Raw genomic sequence first — 23,180 nt, forward strand, 5'->3', positions numbered from 1 at the left:
GCGACGCGGGGTGTCCGGTCTGCTTCGACGCTATGCCGCGTGGAGAGATGTGCGGGGGGTTATCGGCCATTTCCGGCGCCCGCGGCGGCTGTGACGCTGCTCTCGGCGCGCTCGGCGCCTGTCGCGTCCCCGGCGCCCCGGCTGCCCCGGCGGGCGCCTGCGGCGCCCTGTCGGACCGGCCCCGCCTGCGAAGACCAGCGACCGCCACCCGGTCACGGAGGTGGTCCGTGCTCGCCGGGCGCAGGGCAGGGACGGCGACGTCCCCGCGAGCTATCGCGCTGATCACGCCACAAGGCTATCGCTCCTCGTGGGGGGCACGTCATGAGCCGTATGTGTACAAAAGAGGGGGTCGAACTTTGACGTTCTGCACAGGGGCACCGAGGGCGATGCCGTGCAGGGCGCACGGTGCGAGCATGGCTGTACGGGCACCGGGCCCCCTTGGCAAGCGCCGTCGACCGAGGCACGTTGCCAGAAGGCACCCGAAGCAGCCGTCCGCACCATCGAGGGGAGCGCGGCCAACCATGACGCAGAAGATCCTGATCGTCACCGGCGACGCGGCGGAATCACTGGAGGTCCTCTACCCGTACCAGCGCCTGCGGGAAGAGGGCTACGAGGTCCACATCGCGGCTCCGGCCCGTAAGCAGCTCCGGTTCGTCGTCCACGACTTCGAACCCGGCTTCGACACCTACACCGAGAAACCCGGCTACACCTGGCCCGCCGACCTCGCCTTCTCCGAGGTCGACCCCGGGGACTACGTCGCCGTCGTGATCCCCGGCGGACGCGCCCCGGAGTACCTCCGCAACGATCCCGAACTCCGCAAGATCCTCAAGTCGTTCTTCGACACGGACAAGCCGGTCGCCCAGATCTGCCACGGTCCCCTGCTCACCGCGGCGGTGGACGCCCTGCGCGGGCGGCGCGTCACCGCCTATCCGGCCCTGGAGCTGGACATGCAGGCGGCGGGGGCCGACTTCCAGGACGCCGAGGCGGTCGTCGACGGCACGCTCGTCTCGTCCCGGGCGTGGCCCGACCACTCCGGCTGGATGCGGGAGTTCCTGACCGTCCTGCGCGCCAAGGCGCCGGTGACCTGAGCGCACCGCCCGGGTGCGGTGCCCGCCGGGGCGCCGCACCCTTGCAGGCCCCGGGCTCTCATCGGGCCGCCGGGCTCTCGTCAGGCCGCCAGACGCTCAGGCCGCCAGGCACTCGTCAGGCCGCCAGACGCTCCGCCTCCGCGACCGCCTCCTGGAGCGTGTCGACCACCGGCACGCCGACCTCCTCCAGGCTCGCGCGGCTGTGGGACCCCCCGGTGTACAGCACGGCCCGCGCCCCGACATGGCGGGCGGCGACCGCGTCGTCGGCGGCGTCCCCGATCACCACCGTGCGGGCCGGGTCGAGGCCGGCGAGTGCCCGTATGTGGCGGACCATGTGCTCCGCCTTGCTGCCGCCGGAGGGTCCGGTACGCCCCTGCACCCGTACGAAGTGCGCCTCGATCCCCAGCGCCCGGACCATCGGGACCAGTTCCTCGTGCCCGTACATGCTCAGCAGCGACTGGCTGCGGCCCGCCGACCGCCACCCCGCCAGCAGCTCGGCCGCGCCCTCGGTGAGCCCGCAGCGGACGCGGTGCTGCGCGTAGTACCGGTGGAAGACCTCGTCCATGAGCTGCCACTCGGTGTCCGTCGGCAGCCGCCCCATCAGCCGCTCGTAGAACTTCGGGACCGGCACGCAGTACAGCGCCCGGTACTGCTCCAGCGTGATCGGTTCCAGGCCCAGCTCGGCGAACGCCGCGTTCGTCGCCCCGATGATCGCCTCATTGTCGTGGAACAGCGTCCCGTTCCAGTCCCAGACGATGTGCGCGCTTCCAAACGTCCCCATGAAAGGAAAAGTACCCGGCGGCACCGACAATCACCGGTGCGCGCCACGGCGGCCCGGAAGGCGCCCGGGCGCCCGGTCAGTCCCTGGAGCCGAGCAGGTTCGGGATCTCCTGCGTGGCGTACCAGAGCAGTTCGTGGTCCTCGGCGCCGTCCACGACGAACTGCGCGTCGTCGTCCCCGCGCTCGGCCGCCTCCAGGGCCTCGGCCGCCGCGGTCACGTCCGCCTCCGCGTCGAACGCGTCGACGTGCACGGCCGCCGCCTTGGCCAGCGGCACCGGCCCGGCGACGCGCACCTCGCCGAGCGCCGCCGGGTCGAGTCCGCGGTCGGGGTCGGCGGTCGCCGCGCCGTCGGGGACGTCGACGGCGATCACGACCCGCCGCCGTGGGGACCCCGGATCGGCCGCCAGCAGGCGCAGGGAGGCGAGCGCGGCACGGCTCAGCGCCGCGTACTCCAGTTCCTCGATGTCGTCGGAGAGGTACCACTCGCGCAGCGCGGGCGTGACGGCGTACGCGACGACCGGTCCGGCGCCCAGCTCACCCGTCTTGTACGCCTCGGCGAGACCGGAGAGGGTCAGGGGGACGTAGACGCGCATGACGAGCCGCTTTCGTAGTCGGTCAGGGGTCACCTCAGGATACGTGCGGGCGTCCCCCTTCGGGGCCCGCCCGCAGACCTCGGCGGCGTCAACGGGGACCGGCATCGCTCACCCGGTGCGCCCGGGCCGCCGACGGGACTTCGCCCCGCTTCTCACCCTGATAGGTGAACTCTCCGGCCCGCCCCGCAGGCGCCCGGCTTCGTTGCGAGCCGGTCGCCCCGCCCCGTACAAGATCCCCGAGAAGTTACCGACCGGTACTCACCGGCCTCGCGAAACGGGGATCTCCGCCATGCACAAGGTGATGACCAGGAACCAGGCGCTGCCCAGGAACCAGGCAATGCCGAGGAACGAGGCGTCGCCCGGGAACCAGGCATCGACCGGGAACCAGACGACGGCCAGGAACCGGACGACGACCGGGAACCAGGCGATGACCAGGGCGAAGCCCGCGCCGGGCGCCCGTCCTCCGGTCCGCCACGACACGCGCCGGCCGGGCGGCACGCCGCGCCGCGCGGCACCGGGTCAGGGCCCGTCGCGGACGGGCACGCTCCACCGGCCGTCCGCCACCCCGGCAGGTGCCGTCCCGCCCCCTGCGGCTGGCGCCCGGGCGCCGCTCCCGCCCTTGCCGCAGGCCCGCCCCACCGACGTCTTCGCCGACCGTCTGCTGTCCGTGCTGAGCGGTCAGCGCCCGGTGCACAGCATGCTCCGGCACACCGTCGGACGAGCCTACGACGACCTGGCCCGGCTCGCCGAACGCGGCCCGCTGCGCACCCGCGGCACCCGTCCGGTCGTCCGCGACATCGGCTACTACGTCCCGCGGCCCGGCGCCATCGAAGCCTTCGCCCGCATCGGCGCCGGCGACCAGCTCCGCGCGATGGCCTTCCGCCTGGAGTGCGGCCGGGACCACCGCTGGCGCTGCACGGCGGTGGAACTGGGCGGGCCGCGGACACCGCACGGGGACGACGAGTGAGAGAAGCGGAAGGACACACGAACAGAAGTGACACACGAACAGACACACGAACAGACACACGAACAGCAGTGACACAGGGAAAGGAGTGACACAGAAACAGGGAGGGGCCGGGCACTTCGGGTGCCCGGCCCCTCGTCACGCAACGCTGCTACTTCTTGCGGCGCCGCCCGCCCTTGGCCTGCTTGCGGCGCTCCGCACGGGTCAGACCGTCCGCCTCCGAGCGGACCGGCTCACCGTCGCTGGCGAAGTCGCCCTCGACGATGCCGCCCTCACCGTCCACGGTCGGCGCGGAGAAGTGCAGCCGCTCGCGGCGCTGCGGTGCCTCCAGGCCCTTGGCACGGATCTCCGGGCGGGCCGCCTGGGCCGCCACGGCCTCCTCCTTCTCCAGGGAAGGCTGGGCGTCCTCGACGGGAACCTCCTCGACCTGCTGCTCGACCTGGACCTCCAGGTTGAACAGGTAGCCGACGGACTCCTCCTTGATGCCCTCCATCATGGCCTGGAACATGTCGAAGCCCTCACGCTGGTACTCGACCAGCGGGTCCTTCTGCGCCATGGCGCGCAGGCCGATGCCCTCCTGGAGGTAGTCCATCTCGTAGAGGTGCTCGCGCCACTTGCGGTCCAGGACCGACAGCACGACCCGGCGCTCCAGCTCACGCATGATCTCGGAGCCGAGCTGGGCCTCGCGCTGCTCGTACTGCGCGTGGATGTCGTCCTTGATGGACTCGGCGATGAACTCGGCGGTCAGACCGGCACGGTCGCCGGCCGCCTCCTCCAGTTCCTCGATGGTGACCTTCACCGGGTAGAGCTGCTTGAAGGCACCCCACAGCCGGTCCAGGTCCCAGTCCTCCGGGAAGCCCTCCTGGGTCTCCGCGGCGACGTACGCGTCGATCGTGTCGTCCATGAAGTGCTGGATCTGCTCGTGCAGGTCCTCGCCCTCCAGGACGCGGCGCCGCTCGCCGTAGATGACCTCGCGCTGCCGGTTGAGCACCTCGTCGTACTTGAGGACGTTCTTCCGGGTCTCGAAGTTCTGCTGCTCGACCTGCGACTGGGCGGACGCGATCGCGCGCGTGACCATCTTGTTCTCGATCGGCACGTCGTCCGGGACGTTCGCCATCGACATCACGCGCTCGACCATCTGGGCCTTGAACAGGCGCATCAGGTCGTCGCCCAGGGAGAGGTAGAACCGGGACTCGCCGGGGTCGCCCTGACGGCCGGAACGACCGCGCAGCTGGTTGTCGATACGGCGGGACTCGTGGCGCTCGGTGCCGAGGACGTAGAGGCCGCCCAGCGCCTCGACCTCCTCCTTCTCGGCCTTGACCGCCTGCTCGGCCTTCTCCAGGGCGGCGGGCAGGGCAGCGGCCCACTCCTCGATGTGCTCCTCCGGGTCGAGCCCGCGCTGGCGCAGCTCGGCCTCGGCGAGGTCCTCGGGGTTGCCGCCGAGCTTGATGTCCGTACCACGGCCGGCCATGTTGGTGGCGACGGTCACGGCGCCCTTGCGGCCGGCCTGCGCGACGATCGCCGCCTCGCGCTCGTGGTGCTTGGCGTTCAGCACCTCGTGCTGGATGCCGCGCTTGCTGAGAAGCTGCGAGAGGTACTCGGACTTCTCGACCGAGGTGGTGCCGACCAGGATCGGCTGGCCCTTCTCGTGCTTCTCGGCGATGTCGTCGACGACCGCCTCGAACTTGGCGACCTCGGTGCGGTAGATCAGGTCCGACTGGTCCTTGCGGATCATCGGCTTGTTGGTCGGGATCGGGACCACGCCGAGCTTGTAGATCTGGTGGAACTCGGCGGCCTCGGTCATCGCCGTACCGGTCATGCCGGAGAGCTTCTTGTAGAGGCGGAAGAAGTTCTGCAGGGTGATCGTGGCGAGCGTCTGGTTCTCGTCCTTGATGTCCACCCCTTCCTTCGCCTCGATCGCCTGGTGCATGCCCTCGTTGTAGCGGCGGCCGGCGAGGATACGGCCCGTGTGCTCGTCGACGATCATGACCTCGCCGTCGATGACGACGTAGTCCTTGTCGCGCTTGAAGAGCTCCTTGGCCTTGATCGCGTTGTTCAGGTAGCCGACCAGCGGGGTGTTCACCGACTCGTAGAGGTTGTCGATGCCCAGCCAGTCCTCGACCTTGCTGACGCCGGACTCGTGGATGGCGACCGTGCGCTTCTTCTCGTCGACGTCGTAGTCGCCGGTCTCCTCGATGCCCTTCAGCGGGTTGCCCGCCTCGCCCCTCTTCAGCCGCATGACCAGCTTGGCGAAGTCGCCGTACCACTTGGTGGCCTGGTCGGCCGGGCCGGAGATGATCAGCGGCGTACGGGCCTCGTCGACCAGGATGGAGTCGACCTCGTCGACGATCGCGAAGTTGTGGCCGCGCTGGACGAGCTCGTCCTTCGACCACGCCATGTTGTCGCGGAGGTAGTCGAAGCCGAACTCGTTGTTCGTGCCGTAGGTGATGTCGCACGCGTACTGCTCGCGGCGCTCGGCCGGGGTCATGTTGGCGAGGATGCAGCCGACGGACAGGCCCAGGAACCTGTGGACGCGGCCCATCATCTCGGAGTCGCGCTCGGCCAGGTAGTCGTTGACCGTGACGATGTGGACGCCGTCTCCGGAAATGGCGTTCAGGTACGCGGGGAGCGTGCCGACCAGGGTCTTGCCCTCACCGGTCTTCATCTCGGCCACATAGCCCATGTGCAGGGCGGCGCCGCCCATCATCTGCACGTCGTAGTGCCGCTGGCCGAGGACGCGCTTGGCGGCCTCGCGGACGGTGGCGAAGGCCTCGGGGAGCAGGTCGTCGAGGCTCTCGCCGTCGGCGTACCGCTGCTTGTACTCATCGGTGAGGGCCCGCAGCTCGGCGTCGGAGAGGTCGACGAAGTCCTCTTCGATGGAGTTGACCTGGTCCGCGATGCGGTGCAGCTTGCGCAGGATCTTGCCTTCGCCTGCACGCATGATCTTCGAGAGGACGGACACGGGGGTTTGTCTCCTTGCCGTTCGGGCCTGGGACGGTCGGTTACCTATGACAGCTTGAGCAACGGCCATCGTAAGCGAGGACCCCGCCGCGCCGGGAGGTCTGCCGCCGACAGCCACTAGGACAACGGACGGGCGCGGCGGAAGGTGCCGCGTCCGTGCCACGAAAAGTAACCGGGCGGTCACGGGTGTCGGTGCAGGGCGGGCGACGGCGTGGCGGCCGGGGCAGGGGCGGACGACGGCGTGCGGCCGGGGCGAAGGACGACGGCGTGGCGGCTGGGGCGGGAGCGGGCGTCGGCCTGGTGGCTGCTGAGAGGGTCAGGTGCCGGGCATGACACGGACAAAAATCATGGCGGCGAGGCGGAGGCCCGAGCAGAATCAAGCGATGGACCCCGTCACCCTGACCACCGACCGCCTCCTGCTGCGCACCGTGGGCCCCCGGGACACCGACGCGGTGTACGCGGCCGCCCAGGACCCCGACATCCAGCGCTGGACCACGATCCCGTCGCCGTATCTGCGCGAACACGCGGAGATGTTCGTCGGGCAGATCGCGCCGGACGGCTGGGCGAACGCCTCCATGTTCCATTTCGGCGTGTTCCTGCCCTCCGGCGAACTGGTGGGCATGCTCGGCCTGACGATGCGCTCGCTGGGCGTGGCCGAGGTCGGTTTCTGGACGGCGAAGGAGCACCGGGGCAACGGCTACACCACGGAGGCCACGCTCCGCGCGGCGCACTGGGCGTTCACCCACCTGTCGGTCGACCGCGTGGAGTGGCGCGCCGAGGTGGGCAACGCGGGCTCGCGGGCGGTCGCGGAACGCGCGGGCTTCACCATCGAGGGCGTGCTGCGGTCCGCGATCAACAACAAGGGGGTGCGCCGGGACTGCTGGGTCGGCTCCCTGCTGCCGTCGGACGTGGGCCTGCCGTCGACGGCGGCGTATGTGCCGGCTCCGGTGCGACCGTCGTAGGCGCGGGCTCCCGCGGTGCGACCGTCGTAGGTGCGGGCTCCCGCGGACCGTCCCGCGTTGTCAGTGCCGCCCCCTACGGTGTGACCATGCCGAGTCTCCCCCGCCCCGCCATCGAACTCACCGCCGACGAAGCCCGCCGCATCGCCCTGCGGGCGCAGGGCTTCCTCGGCGCTCCCGACCGCAGGGCCGGCGTGCGCGGCCTGCTGCGCCGGCTCGGCGCCGTCCAGCTCGACACCATCTCGGTCCTGGCGCGCTCGCACGAACTCATTCCGTACGCCCGCCTCGGAGCCATAGGCCGCAAGGCGGTCGACGCGGCGTACTGGACGCGTTCGCCCGACGGCCGGTCCGCGGCCGACCCGCACGCGTTCGAGTACTGGTCGCACGCCGCCTGCGTCCTGCCCATCGAGGAGTGGCCCCACTTCGCCTTCCGCCGCCGCGCCTACCGCTCCCGCCCCCACTGGAGCCACACGCTCCCGGACGGGGTCTACGACCAGGTCATCAAGCAGCTCCGCGCCGAAGGCCCGCTGACGGCGACGGATCTGGGGGGCGCGAAGAAGACCAGCGAGTGGTGGGACTGGTCCGGCACGAAGGTCGCGGTGGAGCGGGCGCTGATGTACGGAGAGGTGGTGTGCGTCGAGCGCCGCGGCTGGAAGCGGGTGTACGACCTCGCGGAGCGCGCCGTCCCCGAGGCACTGCTGCACGACGAGCTGGACGACGCCGAGTGCCTGCGCCGCCTCGTCTCCCTCGCCGGCCGCTCCCTCGGTGTCGGCACGCGCGCGGACATCGCGGACTACCACCGTCTCAAGGGTGAACAGGTCGATTCCGTGATCGCGGACTCGGGTCTGGTCCCGGTGACGGTCGAGGGCTGGGGCAAGCCCGCCTGGGCGGACCCGGAGGCCCTGCGGACCCCGCCGCGCGGCCGCCACCGTACGACGCTGCTGTCGCCGTTCGACTCGCTGATCTGGGAGCGGGCGCGCACGGAGCGGATCTTCGGCTTCACCCACCGCCTGGAGGCGTACGTCCCCAAGCAGAAGCGGGTGTACGGCTACTTCGCGATGCCGGTCCTCGCCGGCGGCCGGCTGGTCGGCCGGGTGGACCCCGCACGCGAGGGCCGCACGCTGGTCGCCAGGCAGGTCACGCTGCACGACGCGAAGGCGGTCCCGGCGGTGGCCCAGGCGCTGCTGGAGGCGGCCGGCTGGGTGGACTGCACGAACGTGCGGGTGGAGCGGGTGGACGCCCCGGAGCTGCGCGAGCCGCTCGTGCGGGAGCTGGCCCGCGCCCTGGGCTGATCCCCCGGCGCCCCCGTCCCGCTAGCGGATCTCGAGGATCTTCTCCCGCATCGCGTAGACCACGGCCTCCATCCTGGAGTGCAGTTGCAGCTTCTCCAGGATGTTGCGCACATGGTTCTTCACGGTGTTCTCGGAGATGAACAGCTCCTTGGCGATGTCCCGGTTGTTCATTCCGGTGGCGACGAGCTTGAGGACCTCCAGCTCACGGTCGGTGAGCCGCGGCGCCGGGACCAGCCGGCGCTCGTCGGTCTTCTGGATCATCGACTTGAACTCGGTGAGGAGCTTCGACGCCATCGAGGGGCTGATCTGCGACTGCCCGTCGGCGACCGCGCGAATGGCGGTGGCCACCTCGTCGGTGGAGATCTCCTTGAGGAGGTACCCCGTGGCGCCCGCCTTGATCGCTTCGTAGAGATCGGCCTCTTCGTCGCTGATCGTCAGCATGATGATCTTGGCGCTGGGCGCCACCTCCTTGATGGAGGTGCATGCCTCGATGCCACCGCGCTTGGGCATCCGCACGTCCATCAGGATGATGTCGGGCAGCAGATCCGCCGCCTTGTCGACCGCCTCCGCACCGTCCCCGGCCTCGCCGACGACCTGGATGTCCTCCTCGGCCGCCAGCACGATCTCCAGACCGCGGCGGAAGAGGGCGTGGTCGTCCACGACGAGAACGCGGATGGGCTCCTTGCGTGCAGAGCTCGTCTCCGGGACCGCGCCGGCGACGCCGTCGTCGGCATCCTCGTCGTGCGTCGGTCCGAAGCTGTCCGCCATGTTCCTCCCCCTGAAGGCTGCGGCCTGTGGTCCTGTGCCCTCGCCAACCCAAGGCAACGGCCCACCGGTTGAGCCGTTACGGCCATGATTCCATGCCCGGGCGACCGTCAGGTGACAGAGCGCGGCGCGAAGTGGTGGCACACCGGTGCCCCTGGGGGCGCATCGGCTCACCAGGGGCACCGGGTTCGGCCATCACCCCGGCGGGTTCAGCCGCGGAGCGTTCCGCCCGCTTCGGCCGACGGCGCCTGGGCCACCATCTGGTCGGTGCTGAGGTGGATGACGCCGTAGTCGTAGGCGTGCCGCCGGTAGACGACGCTGGGTTGCTTGGTCTCGGAGTCGACGAACAGATAGAAGTCGTGCCCGACCAACTCCATCTCGTAGAGCGCCTGGTCGAGCGACATGGGAGAGGCGACGTGGGTCTTCTCGCGGACGACGAGGGGGCCTTCGCCCTTCACCTCGAGCGATCCGATCTTCTTGGTCGGCACCCCGTCCGATTCTTCTTCCGGTACGAGGCCGCCGTTGCCGTTGAGCGTCGCGGCACCCGGGACGTGGTCGGGCACCTCGGCTGCCGTGAGCCTGCGGACCCCGCGACGGGTGTGACGCTTGTCGTGCTGCTTGCGCAGCCGGGCCTCGAGTTTCTCCGCCGCCAGGTCGAGTGCCGCGTACGGATCGCTTGCCGCTGCCTCCGCCCGGATCACCGGACCGCGGGAGCGAAGAGTGATCTCCACTCGCTCGCAACGGTCCGCCTGCCGGGGGTTCGGCTCCTTGGACACCTCGACATCGAGGCTGATCACCTTGGCATCCAGCTTCTGGATCTTGTCCAGCTTCAGCTTCTCGGCCACGTGCTTCCGGAACCGCTCGGGCACCTCGGTCTTGCGGCCCTTGACGACGATGTCCACGCAGAACTCCGTTCCCGGATTGCTCCGCATTCCTGGCGGAGCATCTCCCTTGTGCACCAGATTCCGGCGAGCGCCGGAACCTCGGACTCGGTGACGTCCACCTCCTCCTCCCCCAGGGGCAAGGTCTCCACCCCACCACTACGGGTGATGTTCCAGAAAACCCGTAGCACGGCATTCGGACAAGGGAGGGACGGCCTGCGCCTTTCCCTCTCAACCGAACATATCTCGCCCGGACGGATGTCGTCACCCTCTACTGCGGCGTACCTCCGTTCAGCTGAATTGACCTGCTCATTACCTGCAACGAAGCAAGTTCTCGGTCAGTTCCGGTTTATTTCGAAAGACTCGGGCGGGGCAGCGACCACGGCCGCGCAGATCCCTTCCTCCAGGCCGTTCCCAGCGGCCGTTCCCCACGGCAATCGGGGCCGGTGCGCCGGTGCCGCCGTCTCCATCGCTCTTCGTTCCCCCCTTGCTTCCCCTGCCGCGCGCGCATACACCTCCGTCTCCGCCCCGCCTTCGGCGTCCGCCAGCGCCGCCCGTACCGCGCGCGCCGCCTCCGCCAGCGAGGCGCCCGTCGTCATCAGGTCGTCGACGAGGACGACCCGCCCGCCGGTCAGCAGCCGGACGCCGCCTCCGGCGACCTCCAGGGCACCCGCGAGATTGGCCAGCCGCTGCCGGGAGCCGAGCCCCGCCTGGTCGGCCACGGCCCGCCGCTGCCGCAGCACGGACGCCACCCGGGCCGGCGTCCCGGCCCGGCGGAGCTGTCCCGCCGCCGCGAGCGCGATCCGCCGCGTCGGGTCATGGCCCCGCGCCCGCACGGCCCGCCGCGCGGAGGGAACGGGCACGAGCAGCACGGGAATCGGACGGCGACCGGCGCACGAGGCCACCGAGCCGCAGCCGGCCCGCACCGCCCCCGCCAGAGCCGCCCCCAGCGGTCCCGCCAGGGTGAGCGCGCCCCTTTCCTTGTGGGACAGGAGCGTGGCGCGGACCGCGCCCTCGTACGGCGCCGCCGCGTGCACCGGAGGCAGGCCCGCCGGCTCGGGCACCGGCCGCACCCGGCGTGCCGCCGTGCCGTGGAGGGCCGCACGGCACCGGGGGCAGAGCACCGTCCGCGGCCTGCCGCAGCCTCCGCACTCGGCCGGCAGTACCAGGTCGGTGAGGTCCTGCCACCAGCCCCGCATGGCGACCACTGTGCCAACGCCCGCGCCGCCCTGCCAGCCCTGTGGAAAACTCCCTGTGGACAAACGGGGGGCACTCGTCGAACGGCCGGTGGACGCCTCTGCGCGGAGCGCTCGGCGTCAGCCGGGGTAGACCGGCGCCGTCCCCTCCTTGACCACCTTCTGCCACTGCGCCCCGGCCGACAGGCGCACGATCCCGTCCTCCGAGTACGCCACCAGCGGCAGCCGCTCGTCCTCGGACGCCGCTATCTGCTTCACGCCCGTGAGCGAGGCGGGCGGATTGCCCGCCGGCGTGGACCCGTCGACCTGCACATACCGGATCTGCTGTACCCCGCCGGCCTCGCTCCCGACCACCACGAGCCGGCTGTCACCGGCCCACGACATGGCCGCGACCTCCTCGAGCTGCGGAGTCACCGAGTGCAGTTCCAGGATCGACACGACAGGCCGTCCGCCCCTCGCGGTGTCCCTCTCGATGCGCCCGATCTGCAGCGACGTCTTGCCGTCCTTCTCCACGATCAGCGCGATCCGCACCCCGTCGGCGGCCACCCGCACCTTGCCGATCCGCCCGTCGAGGCCCGGTGTGCGCACCACCACCGGTGTGCCCGCGCCCTGCTGCAGCATCAGCAGCCGGGGATTCCTCGGGTCACGGTCGGCCACCCACAGGTCGCCCCCGCTGTCCCAGCTCGGAGTCGTCAGCCGGTCGTCCTTCGACGCACCGCCACTGGTCAGCACCGCGTTCCCGAGCGGGGCGCCCGGCACCAGCGAGCCCACGTACAGGTACTGCCCGTCGGCCGAGACGCCTGCCGCGGTGTCCTCGTCACGCGAGACGGCGGCCGCGCGCAGCGGCCTCTGGCCCTCGCCCAGCGCGCCCGGCACCGGTTCGGGCTGCTTGGAGCCGCTGCCGCTGGACAGGCGGACGAGCCGCTGCCTGCCGTCGATGAAGTACTCGTACTCCGGACGCCGGCCCGTGCCGTGCGAGGCGATGACCTCGGCCCGGCTCTCGTTCAGCGCGCACAGCTTCGTGTTGTTCGACCCCCGCAGCTCCACCTGGCTCACGCCCGTCGGCGTCAGGTCCTGCAGGGTGAACAGCAGCTGCGCCGCCATCCTGTCGCACTGGGTCGCCCCGACGTGGTCGGCCTTGTCGTTGAGCGGCACGGTCAGCTTGTTCTGGTCGTCGGGCGACAGGGAGGTGACGTCCTTGCGCAGCGCCGTGCCCGAGGGGAAGCTCGAGGTCGCCACCGGGTCCAGCCAGCGCGTGGGGCCGTTCAGCAGCGCGCGGACCGTCGAGGTCACCGGGTCCACCTTGCTGCGCACGTACACCGGGTCGGCGACGGTGCTGAGCTGTCCGCCCTCCGCCGCGGGCACGTTCACGGCGTAGTAGTACTTGTTGACCGACACGTAGTTGCGCTGGAAGTCGGACTTGCCCATCACGACGCCCTGCGGCAACGCGTCGATACGCCACTGGCCGGTCTTCTTCACCAGCGTCAGGTGCACCGTCGCGCTGTACGACCCCGAGTCCGGCGTGTACGCGTGCTGCTCGTCCACCATCGCGAGCTTGGTGCCGGTCAGCGTGTACGTGTAGTCGTCGCCCGCGTCCCGGCTCCTGGTGCGCTCGGGCACGGTGTTCGGCCCGTCGGAGAGCACCGTGGTGGACGCGTCGGGGCTCCACCGGTGCGACGCGGCGGCCGTCAGGTACTTGCGCGCCGTCTCGTACTGCGGGTCGTCGCTGGTCAGCGCTTCCAGGAAGCCCTGCACGATCTCCGCCGGCCCCGCGTTCTCACGCGGCGGCATCGCGAAGACACGGACCTGCGCGTCCTGCCGGGGCGTCGACTCGACCCCCTGCAGATCCCCGCTGTCCGGCATCGAGGCGCACCCGGCCAGCAGTACGGCACCACAGCCGGCGTACACCCCCCTGAGCAGCGCACGCCGCCGACCGCCCCCCTCAGCGCCCACGGAACGCCTCCCCTTGCTCCCTCTCGTCGGGTCCGCCACCGCCCCGAGGCGGCTCCTGTGTCCTGTCGTCCGGCCGCCGCGCGCCCCCGGCGGGCCGTGGCACCACGCGCGCCCCGTTGCCGGGCATCGCGGTCGGGTCCGCGGCCGGTGCCACGGTCGGCCGCGGCGCGATCGGGGCACGCGCCGCCGCCTCACCGGTCGCCTGCGCGGGCACCGTGGCGCGCTTGCCCGAGCCCCCCTGCGGCGCCGCGGCGTCGCCGAGGCCGCGATTGCGCCGTGAGTCCAAGGGCTCCAGCGGTATCGGGGAGCCCCGCAGCGGCTCGTCCGCGGTCCGCGGCAGCGTCAGCCGGAACTGCGACCCCCCTCCCGGCTCGCCCCACGCCTGCAGCCAGCCGCCGTGCAGCCGCGCGTCCTCCAGGGCGATGGACAGCCCCAGCCCCGTACCGCCGGTGGTCCGCGCACGTGCCGGGTCCGCCCGCCAGAAACGGCTGAACACCCGGGTCGCCTCACCCGGCTTGAGCCCGACCCCGTAGTCACGCACCGCGACCGCGACCGCGCCGCCCGCCGCGGCGAGTTTGACGATGACGTCCTTGCCCTCGCCGTGCTCGACCGCGTTGACGACCAGGTTGCGCAGCACCCGCTCGACACGCCGGGCGTCCGCCTCGGCCACGACCGGCTGCTGGTCGCCGACGACCCGGATCCGCGTGCCCTTGCGCTCGGCCAGCGGCTCGGCCCCGCTCACCACCCGGCGCACGACCTCCCGCAGGTCGATCGGCTCGGCCTCCAGCGCCGCCGCGCCCGCGTCGAACCGGCTGATCTCCAGCAGGTCCGCGAGCAGCGACTCGAACCGGTCGAGCTGGTCGGCGAGCAGCTCCGCCGACCGCGCGGTCACCGGGTCGAAGTCGGCGCGCGCCTCGTGGATGACGTCGGCCGCCATCCGCACCGTCGTCAGCGGCGTCCTCAGCTCGTGCGACACGTCCGACACGAACCGCCGCTGCATCCGCGACAGGTCCTCCAGTTGCTGGATCTTGAGCTGCAGGTTCTGCGCCATCTTGTTGAAGGCCTCGCCCAGGCGCGCGATGTCGTCCTCGCCGGTGACCTTCATCCGTTCCTGCAGGTGCCCCGCGGACAGCCGTTCGGCGATGCCCGCGGCCATGCGTACGGGGGTGACGACCTGGCGCACCACGAGCCAGGCGATGGCGCCGAGGAGTACGACGACGAAGAGACCCGCGGTGGCGAGCGTCCCCTTGACCAGGCTGAGGGACTTCTCCTCCTGGGTGAGCGGGAAGAGGTAGTAGAGCTGGTACGGGTCGCCGTTCGGGTCGTTGATCTGCTTGCCGATGATCAGCGCGGGCTGCGGCGCCCGGCTGCTGTCGGTATAGACGATGCGGGTGTAGCTCTGGGCCACACCCATGCCGGCGTCGACACGCTTGCGCAGGTCCTCGGGCACGCTCAGGCTGGGGTCGACCCCGCCCGAGGCGCGCGGCCCGAGACTGCGGTAGTCGTCGGCCGCCGCGGTGGTGCTGAGCGTGACCACGTCGAACGCGCCCTGGCCACCGCTGGACAGGGACTCGACGAGATCGCCCATCCACCCGCTGATGTTCTGCACCGGGTTGTTGCCCGTGCCGGAGTCGTCGTTGCCGTCGCTCGCGCTGGCCGCGCTGTCGGCCTTCTGCCCGGCCACGGTGAACCCGCCGACGGCCTGGCTCTGCGAGGCCTTCACCTTGGCGTCCAGCAGGCCGTTGCGGACCTGCCCGATGACGACGAAGCCCAGCAGCAGCACGACCCCCAGCGACATCAGCAGCGTCGTGACGACGATCCGGAGCTGGATGTTGCGCCGCCACAACCGCATCATCGGCAGCAGCGGACGGCGCACCCACCGCATGAGCAGCCGGAGGACCGGGCTGCCGTGGACTCCGCCCTGCAGCAGCCCGCCCTCGAAGAACCGTTCCCACCCGGAGCGCGTCGCCCGCCGACCGACAGGCCGCCCCGGGCCGGCGCCGGGACGGCCGGGCGCCGAAGCGGCACTGTCCTGCGTCATGTCAGCTCGGCCCCGCCTTGTAACCGACGCCACGGACGGTCACCACGATCTCCGGCTTCTCGGGGTCCTTCTCGACCTTGGAGCGCAGGCGCTGGACGTGCACGTTGACCAGGCGGGTGTCCGCCGCATGGCGGTAGCCCCACACCTGCTCCAGCAGCACCTCGCGGGTGAACACCTGCCACGGCTTGCGCGCCAGCGCCACCAGCAGGTCGAACTCCAGCGGGGTCAGCGCGATCGACTGCCCGTCCCGCTTCACGGAGTGACCGGCCACGTCGATGACGAGGTCGCCGATGGCGAGCTGCTCCGGCGCCGGCTCCTCCGACCTGCGCAGCCGCGCGCGGATGCGCGCCACCAGCTCCTTCGGCTTGAACGGCTTCACGATGTAGTCGTCCGCGCCGGACTCGAGGCCCACCACCACGTCCACGGTGTCGCTCTTGGCCGTGAGCATCACGATCGGCACGCCGGACTCTGCCCTGATCAGACGGCACACCTCGATGCCGTCCCGGCCCGGAAGCATCAGGTCGAGCAGCACCAAGTCGGGCTTGGTCTCACGGAAGGCGGCCAGCGCCTTGTCACCGTCGGCTACGAAAGACGGCTCAAAACCTTCACCACGCAGCACGATGCCGAGCATCTCGGCCAGTGCGGTGTCGTCGTCGACGACAAGGACTCGTCCCTTCATGGACCACATCATCCCATTAACTAAATCGTTACCTGGCGTGACCTGTCACACAGCGCAGCGAGTGAATCGGCCGTCACAGGCGACGCGACACCCACCTCGGTGACGATCGCCGTCACCAGTTCCGGAGGCGTCACGTCGAACGCCGGGTTGTACGCCTGCGTCCCCAGGGGTGCCACAGGTATCCCGCCTCCCGCCTCCGCTCCCGCCACCGGCACCTGAGGTGCGGTGAACTCCGTCACCTCGTGCCCGGCCCGCTGCTCCACCTCGATGGAGGCGCCGTCCGGTGTCTCCGGATCCACCGTCGTCACCGGCGCCACCACGATGAACGGAACATGGTGGTACCGGGCCAGCACAGCGAGCGGATAGCTTCCCACCTTGTTCGCGACCGAGCCGTCGGCCGCGATCCGGTCCGCCCCGATGAGCACCGCGTCCACCTCGCCCGCGGCGAACAGCGAGCCCGCCGCATTGTCCGTGAGCAAGGTGTACGCCATCCCGTTGCGGGCCGCCTCGTACGCCGTCAGACGAGCACCCTGCAGCAACGGACGCGTCTCGTCCACCCACAGCCTGCGCAGCCGCCCCGCCCGGTGCGCGGCCAGCGCCACCGCGAACGCCGTGCCCTCCCCACCGGACACCAGCGCACCCGTGTTGCAGTGCGTGAGCAGACGGTGCCCGCCGCCCGGCAGCAGCTCGTCCAGCAGCACCAGGCCGCGCCGCGCCATCCGTGCGCTGGCCTCGGCGTCCTCACGGTGCAGGGCCCGTGCAGCGGCGAGCGCCGCCTCCGCGGCCTGCGTCAGGTCACCGCCGTCGGCGAGCGCGGCCCGGTATGCGGCCTGGGCCCTGCGCACGCCGACGGCGAGGTTCACCGCGGTGGGCCGGGCACCCGCCAGCGCGGCGGCGGCCTCGTCCACGTCGAAACCGCGCGCGGCGGCGAGTGCGACCCCGTACGCGCCGGCGATCCCGAGCAGCGGCGCCCCCCGCACGGCGAGCGTGCGGATCGCTTCGACGAGCGCGGGCGCGTCCGTGCACACGAGCTCGACCTCCTCGGCCGGCAGCCTTCTCTGGTCGAGAAGGGCCAGTACCGGGCCTTCGGGCGGCTCCTCCCAGCGGATCGCCCGTATCGCAGTCGCCTCGTCGTCCTCGCCGGATCGTGCGTACTGATCAGCCATGCGGTCAGTCTGCCCTGTACGCCGCCGACTATTGAAGGCATACAGCACGCACCACCCCCGCTCCCCCGGCGGACGCCGCGTGGCACGATGGCTGCCAACCCGCCGCCGCGACCGCGGACGGGCACCGTGAAGGAGCGACGATGAACGACACTCCGGGCTGGGCCTCGCCCGGATCTGCCCCCTCCGACGGGCAGCAGCCGGACGCCTCCGGCGCGCAGACCCCGGAGCAGCCCTCGGACCACAGCGGTACCGATCCGTCGCAGCCCCCGGGCAAGTGGTCCAAGGAGCAGCCTCCGCCCGGGCAGTGGACCGCTCCTCACCCCCAGAGCCCCGGCCAGACCCCACCACCGCCTCCGCCCGGCCCGGGCTGGGGCGCCCGTCCCCCCGCCGCTCCCGGCGGCTACGGCGGGCCCGGCGGCTGGGGCGGCCCCCCGCAGGGCTTCAGCGGCTACGGAGGCTGGGGCGGCGCCTGGGGTCCGCCGCCCGCGGCCAAGCCCGGTGTGATCCCGCTGCGCCCGCTCGGCGTAGGCGAGATCCTCGACGGCGCGGTCTCCACCATGCGCACCTACTGGCGCACCGTCCTCGGCATCTCGCTGACCGTCGCGGTCGTCACGGAGACCGTCGTCATCCTGCTGCAGGGCCTGGTCCTGAACGACACCACCGACGCGGACACCCTCAGGGACCCCAGCGCCTCCCTGAGCGAGGTGAGCCGTGCCCTGGGCGACGCGCTGCTGAGCTCCGCGGCGGTCCTGGTGTTCGTGCTGCTCGGCACCATCGTCGCCACGGCCCTGCTCACGGCCGTCACCAGCAGGGCGGTGCTCGGCAGACCGGTCACCGCCGGCGAGGCCTGGCGCGACGCCCGCCCGCAGCTCGCCCGCCTCGGCGGGCTCACGATCCTGCTGCCGCTCATGGCCATGGCGATCATCGCCGCGGGCACGCTGCCCGGCATCCTCATCGCCTGGTCCGGGTCGACCGCGGCGGGCGTGTCCCTGGCCGTCCTCGGCGGCCTCGGCGCCGGTGTCGTCGCCCTGTGGCTCATGATCCGTTTCTCGCTCGCCTCGCCCGCCCTGATGCTGGAGAAGCAGAGCATCCGCAAGGCGATGAGCCGCTCCGCGAAGCTGGTGCGCGGCTCGTGGTGGCGGGTCCTCGGCATCCAGTTGCTCGCCCAGATCATCGCGAGCATCGTGGCGTCGATCGTCGTGATCCCCTTCGCGTTCATCGCCGGGGTGCTCAGCGGCGACGGCCTCGGCAGCCTGGTCGGCGGCTCCACCGGCAGCCCCGGCTGGATGTTCCTCATCGTCAGCGGGATCGGCTCGGTGATCGGACGCATGATCACGTTCCCGATCACGGCGGGTGTCACTGTGCTCCTCTACATCGACCAGCGCATCCGCCGCGAGGCCCTCGACCTCGAACTGGCCCGCGCCGCCGGCCTGCAGGACTACGGCTCCCACGTCCCCGGCACCACCGCGGGGAGCTGACGGGGTGAGACTGACGGGGGGAGCGCTGAGAGCCGCACCGGTGCTGTGGCGCTCGGGCGACGGGCCACCGGTGACGATCCCGCGCGACCCCGCGCGGGAGGCGGCCCGGCGTGAGCTGTCCAAGCGGATGTACCACCAGAACGACCCCAGCCTGCTGCGGCGTGCCCTCAACGCCTTCTGGGACTGGCTCGACCGGCTCTTCAACGAGGCCTCCACCGCTACGCCCGGCGGCTCGGTCGGCCTCCTCGTCATCGTGGTGGTGGTCCTGGCGCTCCTCGCGGCCCTGTGGTGGCGCCTGGGCACCCCGCGCCGCCTGCCCACCTCGTCCGCGACACTCTTCGACGACCGCCCCCGCAGCGCCGCCGAACACCGCGCGGCCGCCGAGGCGCACGCCGCCCAGGGCCACTGGAACCAGGCCGTCCAGGAACGCATGCGCGCCGTCGTCCGCTCCCTGGAGGAGCGCGCCCTGCTCGACATCCGCCCCGGTCGCACCGCCGACGAGGCGGCCTCCGAGGCCGGCCGCACCCTCCCCGACCACGCGGACCGACTGCGCGCCGCCGCCCGGGACTTCGACGACGTCACATACGGCGGCCGGGCCGCCGGCGAAGGAGCGTACCGCCGGCTCGCCGCCCTGGACGACGACCTGGCGCACGCCAGGCCCCACCTCACCACCAGCGCCCTCAGCGCGGACCACCACGCCCGCCAGGGAGGCGCCGGATGACGGCCGAGGCCACACTCGCGCCCACATCGGCCTCGCCCACCGCGCGCCAGGTGTGGACCCGGACACGCGGTGTCCTGCTCGCCGTCGTGCTCCTGCTGATCGGTGCCGTCGTGATCGCCGTCATCCGATCCGGCGAGCGGCACGGCCGCCTCGACCCGCGCTCCGCCGACCCCTCCGGCAGCCACGCCGTGGCCCGGCTGCTCGCCGACCGGGGCGTGTCCACGCGCGTGGTCACCACCCTCGACGAGGCGCGTACCGCTGCCGGCGCCGACACCACGCTTCTGGTCGCCGCACCCGATGAGTTGACGCACCGCCAGCAGAGCCTGCTGCACCAGGCGACGCAGAACTCCGGGGGCCGCACGATCCTCGTCGCCCCCGAGACGTCCACCGCCACGCTCGCTCCCGGCGTCGTCGTCGACCCCGACCCGAGCTTCGCATCGACACTGGAGCCCGTCTGCGAGCTGCCCGCGGCCCGGCGAGCGGGCACCGCCGACACGGGCGGGGTCCGCTACCGCACGAGCGACGCCCGCGCGGACCGCTGCTACCCCAGCGACGGCCTGCCCACCCTGGTGCGCGTCCCGGCCGCATCCGGGACCGGCGACACCGTCGTCCTCGGCGCGCCCGACATCCTCTACAACAACCGTCTCGACGATCAGGGCAACGCCTCGCTCGCCCTGCAACTGCTCGGCTCCCGCTCCCACTTGGTCTGGTACCTCCCCTCGCTCTCCGACACCTCCGCCACCGACCCGGGCGGCCAGAGCTTCCTCGACCTGCTCCCCCAGGGCTGGCTGTGGGGCACGCTCCAGCTCTTCATCGCAGCGGCCCTGGCCGCCCTGTGGCGGGCACGCCGATTCGGCCCGCTGGTCCCCGAAAAACTCCCCGTCGCGATCCGCGCCTCCGAAACCGTCGAAGGCCGCGCCCGCCTCTACCGCAAAGCCGACGCCCGCGACCGCGCGGCCGCCGCTCTGCGCTCCACCACCCGCACCCGCCTCGCCCCCCTCGTAGGCGTCCCCCTCGCCCAGGCGCACGCGCCCGAGGTCCAGCTTCCCGCGCTCTCCGCACACCTGCACGGCGACGGACAGTCCCTGCACTCCCTCCTCTTCGGCCCGCCGCCCGGCGACGACGCGGCCCTGATCGCCCTCGCCGACCAACTCGACGCCCTCGAAAGAGAGGTACGCCGTCCATGATGGACCCGACCACTGACAACGCCGGGATCGCCGGGGATCCGGGCGCAGCCCGCGCCTCCCTGGAGGCCCTGCGCGCCGAGATCGCCAAGGCCGTGGTCGGCCAGGACCCCGCCGTCACCGGCCTCGTCGTCGCCCTCCTGTGCCGTGGGCACGTCCTGCTGGAAGGAGTGCCCGGCGTCGCCAAGACACTGCTCGTCCGCGCACTCGCGTCGGCCCTCGAACTCGACACCAAGCGGGTCCAGTTCACGCCCGATCTGATGCCGAGCGACGTCACGGGCTCTCTCGTCTACGACGCCCGCACCGCCGAGTTCTCCTTCCAGCCCGGCCCGGTCTTCACCAACCTCCTCCTCGCGGACGAGATCAACCGCACCCCGCCCAAGACCCAGTCGTCCCTCCTCGAAGCGATGGAGGAGCGCCAGGTCACGGTGGACGGCACCCCGCGCCCGCTCCCCGAGCCGTTCCTGGTCGCCGCGACGCAGAACCCGGTCGAGTACGAGGGGACGTACCCCCTTCCCGAAGCCCAACTGGACCGTTTCCTCCTCAAACTGACGATCCCTCTGCCGTCCCGCCAGAACGAGATCGACGTCCTCACCCGCCACGCCGCGGGCTTCGACCCGCGCGACCTGCGCGCCGCCGGCGTACGCCCCGTGGCGAGCGCCGTGGACCTCGAGGCCGCACGTGCCGCCGTCGCCAAGACGACCGTTTCCCCCCGAGATCACCGCCTACGTCGTGGACATCTGCCGGGCCACCCGGGAATCTCCGTCCCTCACGCTCGGCGTGTCACCGCGCGGTGCGACGGCCCTGCTCGCCACCGCACGGGCATGGGCCTGGCTGACGGGCCGTGACTACGTCATCCCCGACGACGTGAAGGCGCTCGCGCTCCCGACACTCCGTCACCGGGTGCAGCTCCGCCCCGAGGCGGAGATGGAAGGAGTGACCACGGACTCGGTCATCAACGCGATCCTCGCCCACGTCCCCGTACCCCGCTGATGGCACTCACCGGACGCGCCGCGCTCCTCGCGGCACTCGGCAGTCTTCCGGTCGGCATCTGGGATCCCGGCTGGACAGGCATCCTCGCCGTCAACGGCTCCCTCGCGCTCGCCTGCGCCTGCGACTTCGCGCTGGCCGCACCGGTACGCCGACTCGGCCTGACCCGTTCCGGCGACACATCCGTGCGCCTGGGCGAAGCGGCCGATGTGACGCTCACGGTCACCAACCCTTCGAACCGGCCGCTGCGCGCCCGCGTGCGCGACGCCTGGCCGCCCAGCAGCTGGCAGCCCGGAACGGAAGTGGCGGCCTCACGTCACCGTCTGACGGTCCCTCCGGGCGAGCGCCGCCGGGTGACGACTCGTCTCCGCCCCACGCGGCGCGGCGACCGCCAAGCCGACCGCGTCACGATCCGCTCCTACGGGCCGCTCGGTCTCTTCCCCCGCCAAGGCACTCACAAGGTCCCCTGGACGGTACGGGTTCTGCCTCCCTTCGCCAGCCGCAAGCACCTTCCGGCCAAACTCGCCCGCCTGCGCGAACTCGACGGACGCACCAGCGTGTTGACGCGCGGCGAGGGCACGGAGTTCGACAGCCTGCGCGAGTACGTCCCCGGGGACGACACCCGCTCCATCGACTGGCGCGCCACGGCTCGGCAGAGCTCGGTGGCGGTACGCACCTGGCGTCCGGAACGGGACCGTCATGTCCTGCTGGTGCTGGACACGGGCCGCACCTCCGCCGGCCGGGTCGGCGACGCGCCGCGCCTGGACGCCTCCATGGACGCGGCGTTACTGCTGGGCGCCCTGGCGTCACGTGCCGGGGACCGCGTGGATCTGCTCGCCTATGACCGCCGGGTACGCGCCCTCGTCCAGGGACGGGCCGCCGGGGACGTCCTGCCGTCGCTGGTCGCCGCCATGGCGACGCTGGAGCCGGAACTGGTGGAGACGGACGCACGCGGTCTCACGGCCACCGCACTGCGTACGGCACCCCGGCGCTCGTTGATCGTGCTGCTGACGACGCTGGACACCGCTCCGATCGAGGAAGGGCTCCTTCCGGTACTGCCGCAGCTCACTCAGCGCCATACGGTCCTGCTGGCGTCGGTGGCCGACCCTCACATCACCCGTATGGCCACGGCCCGGGGCAGCACGGATGCGGTCTACGAGGCCGCTGCGGCGGCGCAGGCCCAGTCGGAACGGGCACGCATGGCCGAGCGGCTGCGGCGTCATGGGGTGACAGTCGTGGACGCGACACCGGACGATCTCGCGCCGGCATTGGCGGACGCGTATTTGGCGTTGAAGGCGTCGGGGCGGCTCTGAATCCGGGGCGGCGGGTCAGGGCCCTGCCGCACCGCCCCCTGAACGCAGAAAACCCCCGTGCCGAATAGCACGGGGGTTTTCTCAAGAATTGTTCGGCGGTGTCCTACTCTCCCACAGGGTCCCCCCTGCAGTACCATCGGCGCTGTGAGGCTTAGCTTCCGGGTTCGGAATGTAAC

Annotated in this window: 19 protein-coding genes, 1 rRNA gene and 1 pseudogene; 9 read left to right on the plus strand and 12 right to left on the minus strand. The window is 71.7% G+C overall.

Going from position 1 to position 23,180, the window contains the following annotated elements:
• Positions 1-521 precede the first annotated feature (521 nt).
• On the plus strand, positions 522-1,088 hold the full coding sequence (locus ACZ4SW_RS26210; protein WP_468250505.1) for a DJ-1/PfpI family protein: 567 nt from the start codon (positions 522-524) through the stop codon (positions 1,086-1,088).
• Positions 1,089-1,203: 115 nt separating this feature from the next.
• Here the strand turns inward: ACZ4SW_RS26210 and ACZ4SW_RS26215 are convergent, their stop codons facing one another.
• The 3 genes from ACZ4SW_RS26215 to ACZ4SW_RS26225 all read right to left on the minus strand — a co-directional run bounded on the left by ACZ4SW_RS26215 (position 1,204) and on the right by ACZ4SW_RS26225 (position 2,941).
• Entirely contained in the window at positions 1,204-1,869 is a 666-nt protein-coding gene (locus ACZ4SW_RS26215; protein ID WP_468250507.1) for an HAD family hydrolase, read from the minus strand.
• 76 nt (positions 1,870-1,945) lie between these two features.
• Positions 1,946-2,461 (minus strand): DUF6912 family protein, encoded by a 516-nt coding sequence (locus ACZ4SW_RS26220; protein WP_468250509.1) that lies wholly within the window; start codon positions 2,459-2,461, stop codon positions 1,946-1,948.
• A 258-nt stretch (positions 2,462-2,719) separates the two neighbouring features.
• Complete coding sequence (locus ACZ4SW_RS26225) at positions 2,720-2,941, minus strand: hypothetical protein (protein WP_468250547.1); 222 nt, start codon at positions 2,939-2,941, stop codon at positions 2,720-2,722.
• Between ACZ4SW_RS26225 and ACZ4SW_RS26230 the strand changes: the two genes are divergently transcribed.
• Positions 2,889-3,428 carry an Rv3235 family protein gene (locus tag ACZ4SW_RS26230; protein WP_468250545.1) on the plus strand — a complete coding sequence of 180 codons (540 nt, stop codon included), beginning with the start codon at positions 2,889-2,891 and terminating at the stop codon, positions 3,426-3,428. The genes ACZ4SW_RS26225 and ACZ4SW_RS26230 overlap by 53 nt on opposite strands.
• Before the next feature lie 148 nt (positions 3,429-3,576).
• On the opposite strand, the gene secA is transcribed toward ACZ4SW_RS26230, so the two are convergent.
• Positions 3,577-6,387 (minus strand): preprotein translocase subunit SecA, encoded by a 2,811-nt coding sequence (gene secA / locus ACZ4SW_RS26235; protein WP_468250511.1) that lies wholly within the window; start codon positions 6,385-6,387, stop codon positions 3,577-3,579.
• Between the two features lie 382 nt (positions 6,388-6,769).
• On the opposite strand from secA, the gene ACZ4SW_RS26240 reads away from it, so the two are divergent.
• Complete coding sequence (locus ACZ4SW_RS26240) at positions 6,770-7,348, plus strand: GNAT family N-acetyltransferase (RefSeq protein WP_468250513.1); 579 nt, start codon at positions 6,770-6,772, stop codon at positions 7,346-7,348.
• A gap of 86 nt (positions 7,349-7,434) precedes the next feature.
• Complete coding sequence (locus ACZ4SW_RS26245; RefSeq protein WP_468250515.1) at positions 7,435-8,637, plus strand: winged helix-turn-helix domain-containing protein; 1,203 nt, start codon at positions 7,435-7,437, stop codon at positions 8,635-8,637.
• A 21-nt stretch (positions 8,638-8,658) separates the two neighbouring features.
• Here the strand turns inward: ACZ4SW_RS26245 and ACZ4SW_RS26250 are convergent, their stop codons facing one another.
• The 7 genes from ACZ4SW_RS26250 to mtnA all read right to left on the minus strand — a co-directional run bounded on the left by ACZ4SW_RS26250 (position 8,659) and on the right by mtnA (position 17,318).
• Positions 8,659-9,405 carry a response regulator gene (locus tag ACZ4SW_RS26250; protein WP_468250517.1) on the minus strand — a complete coding sequence of 249 codons (747 nt, stop codon included), beginning with the start codon at positions 9,403-9,405 and terminating at the stop codon, positions 8,659-8,661.
• A 206-nt stretch (positions 9,406-9,611) separates the two neighbouring features.
• On the minus strand, positions 9,612-10,304 hold the full coding sequence (hpf, locus tag ACZ4SW_RS26255; protein WP_468250519.1) for a ribosome hibernation-promoting factor, HPF/YfiA family: 693 nt from the start codon (positions 10,302-10,304) through the stop codon (positions 9,612-9,614).
• Positions 10,305-10,621: 317 nt separating this feature from the next.
• Positions 10,622-11,482: a ComF family protein gene (locus ACZ4SW_RS26260; protein ID WP_468250521.1), complete on the minus strand. Its 861-nt coding sequence runs from the start codon at positions 11,480-11,482 to the stop codon at positions 10,622-10,624.
• 117 nt (positions 11,483-11,599) lie between these two features.
• Entirely contained in the window at positions 11,600-13,432 is a 1,833-nt protein-coding gene (locus tag ACZ4SW_RS26265; RefSeq protein ID WP_468250523.1) for an LpqB family beta-propeller domain-containing protein, read from the minus strand.
• The gene (mtrB, locus tag ACZ4SW_RS26270; RefSeq protein WP_468250525.1) at positions 13,422-15,473 is read right to left on the minus strand and encodes an MtrAB system histidine kinase MtrB; all 2,052 of its coding nucleotides are present in this window, start codon (positions 15,471-15,473) and stop codon (positions 13,422-13,424) included. The genes ACZ4SW_RS26265 and mtrB overlap by 11 nt, the downstream gene beginning before the upstream one ends.
• A gap of 1 nt (position 15,474) precedes the next feature.
• Positions 15,475-16,164, minus strand: a complete 690-nt coding sequence (mtrA, locus tag ACZ4SW_RS26275; RefSeq protein WP_200417736.1) for a two-component system response regulator MtrA — start codon at positions 16,162-16,164, stop codon at positions 15,475-15,477.
• Positions 16,165-16,172: 8 nt separating this feature from the next.
• Positions 16,173-17,318 (minus strand): S-methyl-5-thioribose-1-phosphate isomerase, encoded by a 1,146-nt coding sequence (mtnA, locus tag ACZ4SW_RS26280; protein WP_468250527.1) that lies wholly within the window; start codon positions 17,316-17,318, stop codon positions 16,173-16,175.
• Between the two features lie 140 nt (positions 17,319-17,458).
• On the opposite strand from mtnA, the gene ACZ4SW_RS26285 reads away from it, so the two are divergent.
• The 5 genes and pseudogenes from ACZ4SW_RS26285 (at position 17,459) to ACZ4SW_RS26305 (ending at position 23,004) form a co-directional block, all read left to right on the plus strand.
• A complete protein-coding gene (locus ACZ4SW_RS26285) occupies positions 17,459-18,796 on the plus strand; it encodes a glycerophosphoryl diester phosphodiesterase membrane domain-containing protein (protein ID WP_468250529.1) in 1,338 nt (445 codons plus the stop codon).
• 4 nt (positions 18,797-18,800) lie between these two features.
• Positions 18,801-19,517 (plus strand): DUF4129 domain-containing protein, encoded by a 717-nt coding sequence (locus ACZ4SW_RS26290; RefSeq protein ID WP_468250531.1) that lies wholly within the window; start codon positions 18,801-18,803, stop codon positions 19,515-19,517.
• Positions 19,514-20,704, plus strand: a complete 1,191-nt coding sequence (locus ACZ4SW_RS26295) for a DUF4350 domain-containing protein (protein WP_468250533.1) — start codon at positions 19,514-19,516, stop codon at positions 20,702-20,704. The genes ACZ4SW_RS26290 and ACZ4SW_RS26295 overlap by 4 nt, the downstream gene beginning before the upstream one ends.
• Positions 20,704-21,694, plus strand: a pseudogene (locus ACZ4SW_RS26300) (AAA family ATPase). Before ACZ4SW_RS26295 ends, ACZ4SW_RS26300 begins: the two are co-directional and overlap by 1 nt.
• Positions 21,694-23,004 carry a DUF58 domain-containing protein gene (locus tag ACZ4SW_RS26305; RefSeq protein WP_468250537.1) on the plus strand — a complete coding sequence of 437 codons (1,311 nt, stop codon included), beginning with the start codon at positions 21,694-21,696 and terminating at the stop codon, positions 23,002-23,004. The pseudogene ACZ4SW_RS26300 and the gene ACZ4SW_RS26305 overlap by 1 nt, the downstream one beginning before the upstream one ends.
• 90 nt (positions 23,005-23,094) lie before the next feature.
• Here ACZ4SW_RS26305 and rrf read toward each other — a convergent pair.
• A 5S ribosomal RNA gene (gene rrf, locus ACZ4SW_RS26310) occupies positions 23,095-23,180 on the minus strand; the annotation flags it as partial.

This window comes from Streptomyces sp. NPDC028331, from assembly GCF_055565775.1.